This window comes from Photobacterium sp. S4TG1 (genome assembly GCF_036040035.1).
GTDB lineage: Bacteria > Pseudomonadota > Gammaproteobacteria > Enterobacterales > Vibrionaceae > Photobacterium.
In genome coordinates this window covers 174,223-187,068 of the sequence record NZ_JAYXUH010000003.1, presented here as the reverse complement: position 1 = coordinate 187,068, position 12,846 = coordinate 174,223, and the positions used below count along the sequence as shown (strand labels likewise).

Here is a 12,846-nt window from a genome sequence, read left to right as displayed (position 1 = left end):
AAAAAGAGAAGCCGAAGCCTCTCTTTAATGTCAGATCAAAACTGTGTCTTACTGTTTTGCTAATGAAAACAACGTAAAGAAGTTTTTAGTAGTGGCTTGTTCCACTTCTTCAACCGATACGCCTTTTAATAGCGCAATATATTGTGCGACTTCGCATGTGTAAGCCGGTTGGTTTTGCTTACCACGGTATGGAATTGGCGCTAAGAAAGGTGAATCGGTTTCAACTAATAACCGATCTAACGGTAACTTACTTACCACATTCTTTAAGTCGCTCGCAGTATTGAACGTCACAATGCCAGAGATTGAGATATAAAAGCCTAACTCAATCGCAGCTAATGCCATATCCAAATCTTCAGTAAAACAATGTAATACACCACCACACTTTTCTGCGCCTTCTTCACGTAAAATACGCATAGTATCTTCACGTGCCATACGAGTATGAATAATTAGCGGCTTATTCAATTCAACCGCTACACGTGCTTGTTCACGGAATAGCTTTTGCTGCAGTTCTGCGGTCTCAGGCTGGTAGTGATAATCAAGCCCTGTTTCACCAATCGCAACCACTTTTTCATGGCGCGCATAGGCTTTAAATTGCTCAGAATCATACCCTGATTCTACATCTAAGGGGTGAATACCACAGGATGCAAACACGTTATCGTAAGGTGCGATCATTTCCATCATTTTAGGAAAAGCCGCTAATGTCACCCCTACTGATAGAAAATATTCAACGCCACGTTCCTTGGCCTTATTTAATACATCATCAATCCCTGTATGTAATTTGTCATAGTCAAGTTTATCAAGATGACAATGTGAATCGACTAACACAGGCTTTCCTCTTGTTTATTTCTTATGCTTCATTCATAACGGTGATGCTAAATGATAAAAGTTACTTATCAATAAATCCGCTTAACCACTCAACCACTAACAACTCAATATTTAGCCCTGTATGTTTAGCTAATTGACGATGTAAGTTGTTAATATTCCGCACTTGCTCTAATAATAATGCCGTTGATATTGTCGCTGCGACGGCTTCAACTGCAGGTAACGATTCTTGATGAACAAGGTATTTCGTCACCCCTTGTTGCCATTTTAAACAATCCACCAGAAAGTAACTGAGCAATTGTAATGTCACAATACCATCAGCGGTACACATTGCTGCCACATCATAAATGCCAATATGTGGTGGTTGTACAAATTCAGTAAACGCTTTAACTAAATGGCCATAACGAATATCTAATCCACTTTCAATGAAGGCTAACGTTGCTAATGGCGCACCATTGTTAAGCCGAACACTTTCTAAAAAGATAGATTGTTGTAAGCGACTTTCAACCCAACGTTTAACATTATCTTCTTCAGGTGGATTTAAACGCCACTTATTGCAACGACTCACCACTGTCGGTAATAGCCGATCTAAACTTTGTGCCGTCAAAATAAATTGGCATCCAGCTGGCGGTTCTTCTAATGTTTTTAATATCGCGTTCGCACCCGCTTCACCCAGTGCATCCGCATCTTCAATTAAAATAACCCGCTGTCCATTTAAATGTGAGGTCTCAACAGCCCAGCGATTACACTGACGAACCGCATCAACACCAATTTGCTTACCTTCTTGTTCAGGCTTAATTACATGAAAGTCAGGATGATTTTCAGCATCAAATAATTGGCAGCTATGACAAACACCACAAGGCTCAGTTTGTGAGTTTTGACAAAGTACGGTTTTAGATAATTGTCGAGTTAATACACCACGCCCGCTGCCCTTTGCCGCTAATAACAAAATAGCATGGTGTAAACGTCGTTGCTCAAGCAACTGCTGCCAGTTGTGCCACAAAGTTTGTTGCCATGGATAAATCATTATTATTGTTGCTCCAACCAAGACTGTAATGCTTGGGTTAAATCGGCTGTAACCTGTTCTAAAGTTTGGCTCGCATCTATAATAATCACATTGGGCTGATTGTGACATAATGCTAAAAAGCGCTCACGAGCACGTTCAAAGAAACTGATATCCATTTGTTCAATACGATCAAGCTCTCCACGGCCACGTGCACGCTGCAAGCCTAATACGGGATCAATATCCATATAGATAGTCAGATCAGGACGAAAATCGCCTAAAACAGTATCACGCAGGTTTTCCATCAATGCTTGATCAAAGCCACGACCACCACCTTGATAAGCCTGTGATGACATATCGTGACGATCACCGACTACCCAACGCCCTTCTTCTAGGGCTGGTTTAATCACATTATCAACCAATTGAATACGCGCTGCGTACAACAGTAATAACTCAGCCATATCGGTTAAAGGCTCATCTGGGTGGCCTTGTTTAACTAACGCGCGCATTTGCTCTGCCAACGGTGTACCACCAGGTTCACGCGTTGATTGTGGATTTGTAATACCATGCTGCGCTAATGTTGCTATCACTTGTGCAATGGCTGTACTTTTACCAGCCCCTTCAAGGCCTTCGATGACAATAAATTTACCGATCATTTCTGTGTTCTTAATATTTTAAGGTAGGCACGAACCGCGCGGTTGTGCTCGACTAACGTAGTTGAAAACTTGTGACCCCCTTTACCATCAGCGACAAAATAATAAAAGTCACTATTATCAGGATCAACCGCAGCCATAATAGAAGCCTTACTTGGCATTGCTATCGGCGTTGGCGGTAAGCCACGCATGGTGTAGGTGTTGTAAGCCGTTGGTGTCCGTAGGTCTTTTTTCGTAATGTTGCCATGATACTTGTCGCCCATACCATAAATAACCGTTGGATCGGTTTGTAATGGCATGTTGGCCCGTAAACGATTCATAAAGACAGACGCCACTAAACCACGCTCACTGGCTACAGCTGTTTCTTTTTCAATAATGGATGCCATGATCAATGCTTGGTATGGCGTTTTTAAGGGTAAATCTGACGCGCGTTGCTGCCATGCAAGATCAAGCTCTTTCATCATTGCATTATGAGCGCGTTTTAAAATACTGATATCACTCGTGCCCGCAGTAAAGTGATATGTATTTGGCAAAAAATACCCTTCAATTTTATCATTATCTATACCAACCGCAGTGCTAATTTGTGCTTGAGTCATATCATCGGTGGTATGAGATAAATGAGGATCCGCTTGTAACAACTCACGCCATTCACTAAAACGTTCACCATCCACCAGCGTGATCGCATATTGGTATTCTTTACCTTCTGTGATCATGGTTAAGACGGAATACAAAGACACTTGCGGTTTGATAGCATACGTACCCGCTTTAATGTCTGTTAGTACAGGTTCTAAATATCCAACCCAGCGTAACCATGGTGATATCGTTATCAGCTTGTCATTACTTAATTGTGTTAATAGTCCGCGGAAAGAAGTTCCCGCTTTAACGGTAATAAATGTTTGTTGTTCCGTCAGTACTGGTTTATCAAGCGTTGATTTTACTTGAAAATATCCCCAACCAGCCGCGCTTGCTATTAATAATAGCAATATAAAAATCACAATAATCAACTTCTTTAGCACGAATGTAACCTCTTCCATAGTATTTTGAACATTGTACGTTCACTATATTGTGTTGTTTGTATTTGATTTATAGGTACTAACGTCATCAATGCATTAGTAATAAAAACTTCATCAGCGGCAAGTACTGCTGCAAGGTCAAAGTCACCCACTTGATAGTCGTAATTTAATTCATTAAGCATATCAAATACGTGTTGACGCATAACCCCGGCGACACCGGCACGCTGTAGCGCTGGAGTATATACAGTATTGCCTTTACGCCAAAATAGATTCGCTACCGTTGTTTCAATAACGCGACTATCGCAGTCTAATGCAATGGCATCAACCCAACCTGCTTTTTCAATTTCTTGTTTTAATAATACTTGCTCAAGCCGATTTAGGTGCTTCATTCCTGCGAGCATGGGGCTATTACCCATTCGTAACTGACATACTCCTAATATAATGCCTTGCTGTTGCCAGTGTTGATAATGCCGTGGCCATTCAAAATGGGTGATGATCACTTGAGTATCATTGCAGCCGATAGGGTTGTATCCTCGGCCACCGCTGCCACGGCTAATTAAAATTTTGATTCCACCTTGATGTGGGTATTTTAATGCCAGCGCTGCTACATCATTATATACCTGTTGCCAATTAGGCGCAGCAATCGCCAGTCTCTCTAGGCTTACTTTTAAACGTGCTAAATGTAATGACCACAATTGAACCTGCTGCTGCTCAACCAACATTGTTGTAAAGCAACCATCACCATATTGTGTTGCTCTATCGGTAATAGCGAGTTGCTGCTGTTCACAACCATTCACAGAGGCCATTGATCATTCCTTTGTACAGATAAAAAAATAGCCTGATATCGAAATATCAGGCTATTTAATCATATCAGGTTATGGCACTTATTGCTCAACACGCAAATAAGTGAATTAAATTTTCTTGAACAATAACGAACCGTTAGTGCCGCCAAAACCGAATGAGTTACATAGCGCGTATTCTAGGTTAGCTTGACGAGCTTCACCGGGAACATAATCAAGATCACAACCTTCACCTGGGTTATCCAAGTTAATTGTTGGTGGTACTACTTGATCAATCAAACTTAGAATAGTAATGATTGATTCAACCGAGCCAGCAGCACCTAATAAGTGACCTGTCATCGACTTAGTTGATGAAACCATCACATTGTCAGCAGCAGCACCTAGCGCGCGCTTGATGCCCAATGTTTCAGTGATATCACCCGCAGGCGTTGATGTGCCGTGTGCGTTAATGTAGCCAATCTTATCAGCATTAATACCCGCATCGCGAATACATGCTTCCATAGCTAATGCACCACCAGAACCATCTGAACTTGGTGAAGTCATGTGGTAAGCATCACCGCTCATGCCAAAGCCAACAAGCTCTGCATAAATTTTCGCGCCACGTGCTTTAGCATGTTCGTACTCTTCAAGCACGATCACACCAGCACCATCGCCTAATACGAAACCATCGCGGTCTTTGTCCCATGGACGAGAAGCCGCTTGAGGATCATCGTTACGCGTTGATAATGCTTTTGCAGCAGCAAAGCCGCCCATGCCTAGCTCCGTTGATGCTTTTTCTGCACCACCCGCTAGCATTGCGTCAGCATCGCCGTATGCAATCATACGTGCAGCATGGCCAATGTTATGAAGGCCTGTCGTACACGCAGTAGAAATCGCGATATTTGGACCACGTAGACCGTACATGATAGACATGTGGCCAGCGATCATATTAACAATTGTTGATGGTACAAAGAACGGACTGATTTTACGTGGTCCTTTGTCGATCAATGTTTGATGGCCAGCTTCAATTAAACCTAGACCACCAATACCAGAACCAATAGCGACACCAATACGCGGTGCGTTTTCTTCAGTAACTTCAATACCAGAATCTTTGAATGCTTGTACGCCAGCTGCAACGCCATACTGGATAAATAAATCCATTTTGCGTGCATCTTTCTTAGACATGTAATCTTCACAATTGAAGTCTTTGATCATTCCGGCAAATTGAGTAGCAAATGCGCTTGCATCAAAATGTTGAATGGTACTGATACCACTAGTGCCAGATTGTAAAGCTTTCCAAGAAGATTCAACAGAATTACCAACCGGGGTAAGCATACCCATGCCAGTTACAACTACACGACGCTTAGACACGATTAATTTCTCCGGGAATTGAGGATAAAACAGGAAGTGAAAAAAAACAGGCGGTCATAAAGACCGCCTGTGAATATTCATTTTTATATTACTGTGCGCTGTTTACGTAGTCGATTGCAGCTTGAACAGTAGTAATTTTTTCAGCTTCTTCGTCAGGGATTTCTGTATCGAATTCTTCTTCAAGAGCCATTACTAGTTCAACTGTATCTAGAGAATCAGCACCTAGATCGTCAACGAAAGATGCTTCGTTTTTAACTTCTGCTTCGTCTACGCCTAGTTGCTCAACGATGATTTTTCTTACGCGTTCTTCGATGTTGCTCATACTAATATATTTCCTTTAACAAGAATTCGCTAATGCGATTTGTTGTAGTTTATTCATTACAGCAAAAGTTGCAACACTCATAATGCTGGTCAAACCACGATTTAACCAGAAAAATAGTTCAATTTGACTTGAATCATGAAGTATTACAACAAATTTGCTTAAATCATATACATGCCGCCGTTAACGTGCAATGTTTCGCCTGTTATATAAGCAGCTTCATCAGAGGCTAAAAAAGCAACAGCCGCTGCTATTTCGCGCGGATCGCCTAAACGACCAGCAGGAACATTTGCTAACGTTGCTGCGCGTTGATCATCATTTAACGCTTTTGTCATGTCGGTTTCAATAAAACCGGGTGCAACTGCGTTAACGGTGATTCCACGAGAAGCAACTTCGCGTGCCATCGATTTAGTAAAACCTAGCAAACCTGCTTTAGCAGCTGCGTAGTTTGTCTGACCTGCGTTGCCCATAGTGCCAACAACAGAACCAATGCTAATGATACGGCCATTACGTTTTTTCATCATAGCACGTAGCACGGCTTTAGACAGACGGAAAACCGACGTTAGGTTGGTATCCATGATATCTTGCCATTCGTCATCTTTCATACGCATGAGCAGATTATCACGAGTAATACCGGCATTATTCACTAAAATGTCAATATCGCCATATTGTTCTTTAATTTGCTTTAATGTTACTTCAATTGACTCTGGTGAGGTTACGTTTAACGCAAAACCTTTACCGTGATCGCCAAGATACGCACTAATCGCATCAGCACCGCTCTCAGACGTTGCTGTACCGATCACTGTCGCGCCACGCTCAACTAAGATTTCAGCAATAGCACGGCCAATACCACGACTCGCACCTGTTACTAGTGCAATTTTACCTTCCAGACTCATTGTAAATCCTCTTTTAAGCTTAATTACTTCGCTAGTGCAGCGGTTAATGATGCAACATCATTTACTGCTGCGCCGCCAAGTGCACGATCAATACGTTTAGTCAGACCGGTTAATACTTTACCCGGTCCCATTTCTAGCAATTCCTCAACGCCTTCAGACGCCATACGTTCAACAGACTCTGTCCAACGTACTGGATTATATAGTTGCTTAACAAGTGCCAGTTTAATCGCAACAGGATCAGTCTCAGTCGCCACATCAGCATTGTTAATCACTGGAATTGTAGGGGCACTAAATGCGATACCTTCCAATGCGATAGCTAATTTGTCAGCAGCTGGTTTCATTAACGCACAGTGTGAAGGAACAGAAACTGGCAATGGTAATGCACGCTTAGCACCGGCTTCTTTACACAATACATTGGCACGTTCTACTGCTTCTTTGTTACCCGCAATAACCACTTGGCCTGGCGAGTTAAAGTTAACTGGAGAACAGACTTGCTCTTCTGCAGCTTGCGCACAAGCAGCGGCAATAGCGTCGTTATCTAGACCGATAATTGCAGACATAGCGCCCACACCAGCAGGTACAGCTTCTTGCATTAGTTTACCGCGTAGCTCAACTAATTTAACGGCTGCTTGAAAATCAATCACACCCGCACAAACAAGTGCAGAATATTCACCTAGGCTATGGCCAGCTAAAACAACAGGTTGCTCACCACCTTGTTGCTGCCATACACGCCAAATTGCCACAGACGCGGTTAATAACGCAGGCTGTGTACGCTGAGTTTGGTTAAGATCTTCAACAGGACCATCTTGAACTAATGCCCATAGATCGTAACCTAACGCATCAGAGGCTTCAGCAAACGTCTGCTTAACCACATCAAATTGCTCTGCTAAATCAGCAAGCATGCCAACAGTTTGAGAACCCTGTCCAGGGAAAACAATCGCGAACTTAGACATTTGAGAATCCTTATTCTTTATATACTGATCGTTCAGTAAATTAATAGGCTAATAAGACAGCGTTAACTATATTCAACCTTCTGCCTTATCGCAAAATTCTTTTAACGCGTACAACTAAATCGATTCTTGATTTAGTTTAAAATTTCACTAGTGCAGAGCCCCAAGTAAAACCGCCACCAAACGCTTCTAGTAATAACGTTTGACCACGTTGAATACGGCCATCACGTACCGCTTCATCTAATGCTGTCGGTACCGTTGCCGCCGAAGTATTACCATGTCGATCCAGTGTAACTACCACTTGATCCATCGACATTGATAATTTTTTCGCTGTTGCTGAAATAATACGCATATTCGCTTGATGCGGTACTAACCAATCAAGTTCGGATTTATCCATATTATTAGCAATAAGCGTATTTTTAACCAAATTAGACAGTTGCGTTACAGCAACTTTAAATACTTCGTTACCTGCCATGTAAAGCCAAGTATTTGCATCAAAGTCTTTATCATGTTCTGGTACAGCAAGGCTTAGCAAACCACCAAAATGACCATCAGCATATAAATGCGTTGAAATGATACCTTGCTCTTCACTTGCGCCAAGAACAACCGCACCAGCTGCATCACCAAACAAGATAATAGTTGAACGATCTTCTGGATCACAGTGGTGAGAAAGTGCATCAGATCCAATCACTAATACATTTTTCGCCATGCCTGTTTTAATATGCTGATCAGCAACGCTTAACGCGTAAACAAAGCCAGTACATGCCGCAGATAAATCAAAAGCAGGACAGCCTTTAATATCTAACATGCCTTGGACTTGGCAAGCCGCTGATGGAAATGAGTGACTCGCACTAGATGTCGCAACAATAATAAGATCGATGTCTTCTTTATCAATGCCTGCCATTTCAATCGCGTTTAAAGAAGCATGGTAGCCCATCACTGCCACTGTTTCGTCAGTCGATGCAATACGACGCTCACGAATACCAGTACGAGCAACGATCCATTCATCGCTGGTGTCTATCGTTTTTTCTAAATCCGCATTAGTGCGAATTTGTTCTGGCAAATAGCTGCCAGTTCCTAAAATTTTGCTATACATGAAGACTAATAATGCCTCTCTAATAAGACCTCTTCTAGACGGTCACTGATTTTCATCGGTATTTGGCGTTTAATCTCATAAACCGCTTGGCTTATGGCATTCTCCAAAGCTGTGGTGTCGGCACTTCCATGGCTTTTAACGACAATACCGCGTAATCCTAACAGACTTGCGCCATTATACTGGTCGGGGTTCAATTGCTGTAAGCTATCAAACAGTTCACGAAATAGCCATTTAGCAATCAATCGCTTAAATGGATTACGACCAATATTACGCTTAATACAATCAATGAATAGGTTTGCTACCCCTTCACTGGTTTTTAAACTCACATTCCCGACAAAGCCATCACACACAATTACATCCGCTTTATCGGAATACAATTGATGACCTTCAATATAGCCAATGTAATTAATATCGGAAGATTGACTCAACATTTCAGCACAGCGTTTAACCAGATCATTCCCTTTAATGGCTTCTTCGCCAATATTAAGTAATGCCACGCGAGGCGGTGAACCTAATGTTTGTTCAGCAACGACAGATCCCATAACGGCAAATTGGAACAAAGTATCTGCATCGCAGGAAACATTGGCACCGAGATCTAATAACCAAGTATGGTTAGCGTGACGATTAGGAATTTCTGAAATTAAAGCGGGACGTTCAACACCAGGAAGCTGTTTAAGCACATAACGGGATAAAGCCATTAATGCACCGGTGTTGCCAGCACTCACACAGGCATCTGCATCGCCAGCGGCAACAGCATCTAATGCCATCCGCATCGAAGAGCCTTTACTATGGCGTAATGCTTGTGATGGGCGTGTTTCATTAGCTATAACGTTATCGCAATGAACGATAGACAATCGAGGATGATTGAGCTTATTAAGAAGAGTTAGCTGGGTAGTGATAGCACTTATATCACCAAATAGAATGAGTTTGAGCTCAGGCGAATGCAACAGTGCCTGCACGGCGGCAGGCACTGTTACTTGAGGACCGAAATCCCCGCCCATTGCATCAAGTGCAACGGTAAGACCCATCAAGGTTCAACCTTACTTGTTGATAACCTTACGGCCACGGTAGAAACCGTCAGCTGTCACGTGGTGACGTAGGTGAGTTTCACCAGATGCTGAATCTACAGATACTGCTGCTGTAGTTAGCGCATCATGTGAACGACGCATACCACGTGCTGCACGTGATTTTTTGCTCTTTTGTACGGCCATTAACCCTACTCCTGTTAAATTTAACTTTTAAGATTTTTCAATACTGCAAACGGATTCGGACGCTCATCAGCAACGGGGATCTCACCAAAAGACAAGTTATGTGTGCCGATCTTACAATCGTCATCATCATGTCTTGCAACTTGTGGTAATTCTAACATCAATTCATCTTCGATGATTTCAATTAGATTAATCTCGCCATTTTCATCGACAATTGTCGGCTCATAGGCTTCCGGTAACTTATCAATAGCCTCTTCATCACGAACCGGACTATAACAGAATTCAACACTAATTGTGTGTGGAAATTCTTCCTGACATCTCTGACAGGTCAACATCACATCTACACTTGCGTTTCCGCGCATGAAAGGAATACGACGTTGGTCAAGGTCAAAAGACAAGTTGACGTTTGCATCACTTATTACGCTCTGGGTTGAGCCAGCTAAACGAGACAGAAGATCAGCTTTGATGATGCCATCATAGTCGAGTCTTTTCTGTGCAGTGCGTACTGGATCTACCTTTATCGGCAATTTTACCTTTTGCATAGGGCGCGAATATTAGCCTTATAGTCTGGTTGAGTCAAAGGAAATGTGCCGGAATTAACAGCTTTTGAACAATTCTCGTGCTGCCATGAAAATTCATTCAACATTCATTCCCCTTCCTCATTAAAAAGTTTTTATTTCTTCATCACTCAATCACTTGACGATTGCTGATAAAATGACGAAAGATCACTCAATCATTGTTTAAATGCTAGCCAATACTGGCTTTAGTAAAATTTAAATCAATAATTGCGCCTTATAATAGCATTGTGCTGTAACGATAACATCGTCTGTCTGCACTGAAATCAAAACAATCAATAAATAAAGCTTACTGGCTTTGAATCTCAGCGATGAGTACACTCATGACATCACTTGATTTCGATAACTAAAATAACTTATGAACCAGTCACTTGTTCTTGCATCCACTTCACCATTTCGTAAAAGCTTGCTTGAAAAACTACAGCTTCCTTTTACAACAGCAAATCCAAATGTAAATGAAGCCATGCTAGACAATGAGTCAGCTACAGCTTTAGTGATGCGATTAGCACAAGCAAAAGCTATCGCTTGCGCAGAATCTTACCCCAGTCACCTTATTATAGGTTCAGACCAAGTGTGTGTCATTGATGGGGAAATTTTAGGAAAGCCTCATACTGAAGCAAATGCTTGTGCTCAACTACGTGCTGCCAGTGGTAAAGTCATCACCTTCTATACTGGCTTATGCTTATATAATTCACGTACACAATCGTCACAAGTTATTTGCGAACCATTCCATGTTCACTTTAGAACATTAACCGATAATGAAATTGCACATTATGTTGCTCAAGAACAACCACTTTATTGTGCTGGTAGTTTTAAAAGTGAAGGGTTAGGCATTGCCTTATTTGATCGACTAGAAGGACGGGATCCCAATACATTGGTTGGATTACCGCTGATAGCTTTACGAGAAATGCTTGCCAATGAACATTTGGCCGTTTTATAAACCAGCAATCGGTATTATGCCCATTACAATAAGTGCCAGTTCTAATTTAATGAGCTTGATTAATTGACTCGGTATTACAAAGATAAAAAATCATAAAAAAGGCGAGCACAGTGCTCGCCTTATTTTGTTTAACATCATTAAAATGTACGAAGCTTGGCTAAACAGCGTTCTAACACAGGTTCCATTGGCGCACTAATATCCATTAACTCATCTGTATGTGGATGGGTAAATTTAATGTTCGCCGCATGCAAGAACAATCGTCCTAAGCCTGCTTTTTTAGTGTAAGCATCAAAACGTGGATCACCATAACGATCATCCCAAGCAATAGGATGGCCTTCATATTGGCAATGTACACGAATTTGGTGAGTACGCCCTGTAACAGGACTTGCTTGTACCAGTGTCGCTTGAGAAAAACGCTCTAATACTTTAAAACGAGTATCTGAAGCTTTACCTTGTGGGTTAACACGTACAATGCTGTTAACTTCATTTTTCAATAACGGTGCATTTACTCTCTTACAGTTTGCCTTCCATTCCCCCATCACTAAGGCAAAATAATATTTCTGAACCGTTTTTTCTCTAAATTGCTCTTGTAGCTTACGTAACGCTGAGCGTTTCTTCGCTACCAACAAAATGCCAGAGGTATCTCGGTCAATACGGTGTACTAACTCAAGGTATCGAGCATCAGGTCGTAATGCACGTAACGCTTCAATCGCGCCAAACTTTAAGCCACTGCCGCCATGAACAGCAGTGCCTGATGGCTTATTCAAAATCAATACATGATCATCTTCATAGATAATGCATGATTCAAGTTCAGCCACTTTATTCAATTTGGTACTGATCGGTGCTTGTTCATCTTTTTCTGGAACAAAAACCGGTGGGACGCGTACGAGATCACCATCCTGCAATTTATATTCAGGTTTAATACGTTTTTTGTTTACTCGCACCTCGCCTTTACGCAAAATACGGTAAATCATACTTTTTGGTACATTTTTAAGCCTAGCACGGAGAAAGTTATCGATCCGTTGGCCAGCAAAATCATCAGTAATATCGATGAATTGCACTTTAGGTTTATCTTCTGTCATAAGTTTGATTGTACCATGCAAATAAAGCAGATTGCCGCAAAAAAGTGAGCCTGCTATGATTGCATTCTAGAATAAGTTTTTTTGCTTATTTTACTGACAAGGTGAGCACACTCTCACCATTTCGGCTATTTTATATACA

General features: G+C 41.7%; 15 protein-coding genes. 1 reads left to right on the top strand and 14 read right to left on the bottom strand.

Going from position 1 to position 12,846, the window contains the following annotated elements:
- Positions 1-48: 48 nt before the first annotated feature.
- From VXS03_RS06465 to yceD, 13 genes are all read right to left on the bottom strand, one after another.
- Positions 49-825 carry a TatD family hydrolase gene (locus VXS03_RS06465; protein WP_327762688.1) on the bottom strand — a complete coding sequence of 259 codons (777 nt, stop codon included), beginning with the start codon at positions 823-825 and terminating at the stop codon, positions 49-51.
- A 61-nt stretch (positions 826-886) separates the two neighbouring features.
- A complete protein-coding gene (gene holB / locus VXS03_RS06460) occupies positions 887-1,849 on the bottom strand; it encodes a DNA polymerase III subunit delta' (protein WP_327762686.1) in 963 nt (320 codons plus the stop codon).
- A gap of 2 nt (positions 1,850-1,851) precedes the next feature.
- Complete coding sequence (tmk, locus tag VXS03_RS06455) at positions 1,852-2,481, bottom strand: dTMP kinase (protein WP_327762684.1); 630 nt, start codon at positions 2,479-2,481, stop codon at positions 1,852-1,854.
- Positions 2,478-3,494 carry an endolytic transglycosylase MltG gene (gene mltG / locus VXS03_RS06450; RefSeq protein ID WP_327762683.1) on the bottom strand — a complete coding sequence of 339 codons (1,017 nt, stop codon included), beginning with the start codon at positions 3,492-3,494 and terminating at the stop codon, positions 2,478-2,480. Before mltG ends, tmk begins: the two co-directional genes overlap by 4 nt.
- Positions 3,488-4,297 carry an aminodeoxychorismate lyase gene (pabC, locus tag VXS03_RS06445; RefSeq protein WP_327762682.1) on the bottom strand — a complete coding sequence of 270 codons (810 nt, stop codon included), beginning with the start codon at positions 4,295-4,297 and terminating at the stop codon, positions 3,488-3,490. The genes mltG and pabC overlap by 7 nt, the downstream gene beginning before the upstream one ends.
- A gap of 105 nt (positions 4,298-4,402) precedes the next feature.
- Complete coding sequence (gene fabF, locus VXS03_RS06440; RefSeq protein ID WP_327762681.1) at positions 4,403-5,641, bottom strand: beta-ketoacyl-ACP synthase II; 1,239 nt, start codon at positions 5,639-5,641, stop codon at positions 4,403-4,405.
- An 88-nt stretch (positions 5,642-5,729) separates the two neighbouring features.
- Complete coding sequence (acpP, locus tag VXS03_RS06435; protein WP_027697107.1) at positions 5,730-5,963, bottom strand: acyl carrier protein; 234 nt, start codon at positions 5,961-5,963, stop codon at positions 5,730-5,732.
- A 158-nt stretch (positions 5,964-6,121) separates the two neighbouring features.
- Entirely contained in the window at positions 6,122-6,856 is a 735-nt protein-coding gene (gene fabG / locus VXS03_RS06430) for a 3-oxoacyl-ACP reductase FabG (protein ID WP_080157865.1), read from the bottom strand.
- A 23-nt stretch (positions 6,857-6,879) separates the two neighbouring features.
- Positions 6,880-7,809: an ACP S-malonyltransferase gene (gene fabD / locus VXS03_RS06425; protein WP_327762677.1), complete on the bottom strand. Its 930-nt coding sequence runs from the start codon at positions 7,807-7,809 to the stop codon at positions 6,880-6,882.
- A gap of 136 nt (positions 7,810-7,945) precedes the next feature.
- Positions 7,946-8,902 carry a beta-ketoacyl-ACP synthase III gene (locus tag VXS03_RS06420; RefSeq protein WP_327762676.1) on the bottom strand — a complete coding sequence of 319 codons (957 nt, stop codon included), beginning with the start codon at positions 8,900-8,902 and terminating at the stop codon, positions 7,946-7,948.
- A gap of 5 nt (positions 8,903-8,907) precedes the next feature.
- Positions 8,908-9,933, bottom strand: coding sequence for a phosphate acyltransferase PlsX (plsX, locus tag VXS03_RS06415; protein ID WP_162494756.1), 1,026 nt, complete (start codon positions 9,931-9,933; stop codon positions 8,908-8,910).
- Positions 9,934-9,942: 9 nt separating this feature from the next.
- A complete protein-coding gene (gene rpmF, locus VXS03_RS06410) occupies positions 9,943-10,113 on the bottom strand; it encodes a 50S ribosomal protein L32 (protein ID WP_006231206.1) in 171 nt (56 codons plus the stop codon).
- 20 nt (positions 10,114-10,133) lie between these two features.
- Positions 10,134-10,652 carry a 23S rRNA accumulation protein YceD gene (gene yceD, locus VXS03_RS06405; protein ID WP_327762674.1) on the bottom strand — a complete coding sequence of 173 codons (519 nt, stop codon included), beginning with the start codon at positions 10,650-10,652 and terminating at the stop codon, positions 10,134-10,136.
- Between the two features lie 391 nt (positions 10,653-11,043).
- Here yceD and VXS03_RS06400 point away from each other — a divergent pair, with 391 nt between their 5' ends.
- Positions 11,044-11,625: a Maf family protein gene (locus VXS03_RS06400; protein ID WP_327762673.1), complete on the top strand. Its 582-nt coding sequence runs from the start codon at positions 11,044-11,046 to the stop codon at positions 11,623-11,625.
- Between the two features lie 137 nt (positions 11,626-11,762).
- Here VXS03_RS06400 and rluC read toward each other — a convergent pair whose 3' ends face one another.
- The gene (rluC, locus tag VXS03_RS06395) at positions 11,763-12,707 is read right to left on the bottom strand and encodes a 23S rRNA pseudouridine(955/2504/2580) synthase RluC (protein WP_327762672.1); all 945 of its coding nucleotides are present in this window, start codon (positions 12,705-12,707) and stop codon (positions 11,763-11,765) included.
- Positions 12,708-12,846: the final 139 nt, after the last annotated feature.

What these genes read in the sequence shown, in the direction of transcription:
- acpP (WP_027697107.1), bottom strand. Translation starts at nt 5,963, where the DNA reads ATGAGCAACATCGAAGAACGCGTAAGAAAAATCATCGTTGAGCAACTA.
- holB (WP_327762686.1), bottom strand. Translation starts at nt 1,849, where the DNA reads ATGATTTATCCATGGCAACAAACTTTGTGGCACAACTGGCAGCAGTTG.
- fabD (WP_327762677.1), bottom strand. Translation starts at nt 7,809, where the DNA reads ATGTCTAAGTTCGCGATTGTTTTCCCTGGACAGGGTTCTCAAACTGTT.
- fabG (WP_080157865.1), bottom strand. Translation starts at nt 6,856, where the DNA reads ATGAGTCTGGAAGGTAAAATTGCACTAGTAACAGGTGCGAGTCGTGGT.
- VXS03_RS06400 (WP_327762673.1), top strand. Translation starts at nt 11,044, where the DNA reads ATGAACCAGTCACTTGTTCTTGCATCCACTTCACCATTTCGTAAAAGC.
- tmk (WP_327762684.1), bottom strand. Translation starts at nt 2,481, where the DNA reads ATGATCGGTAAATTTATTGTCATCGAAGGCCTTGAAGGGGCTGGTAAA.
- yceD (WP_327762674.1), bottom strand. Translation starts at nt 10,652, where the DNA reads ATGCAAAAGGTAAAATTGCCGATAAAGGTAGATCCAGTACGCACTGCA.
- VXS03_RS06420 (WP_327762676.1), bottom strand. Translation starts at nt 8,902, where the DNA reads ATGTATAGCAAAATTTTAGGAACTGGCAGCTATTTGCCAGAACAAATT.
- pabC (WP_327762682.1), bottom strand. Translation starts at nt 4,297, where the DNA reads ATGGCCTCTGTGAATGGTTGTGAACAGCAGCAACTCGCTATTACCGAT.
- rluC (WP_327762672.1), bottom strand. Translation starts at nt 12,707, where the DNA reads ATGACAGAAGATAAACCTAAAGTGCAATTCATCGATATTACTGATGAT.
- rpmF (WP_006231206.1), bottom strand. Translation starts at nt 10,113, where the DNA reads ATGGCCGTACAAAAGAGCAAAAAATCACGTGCAGCACGTGGTATGCGT.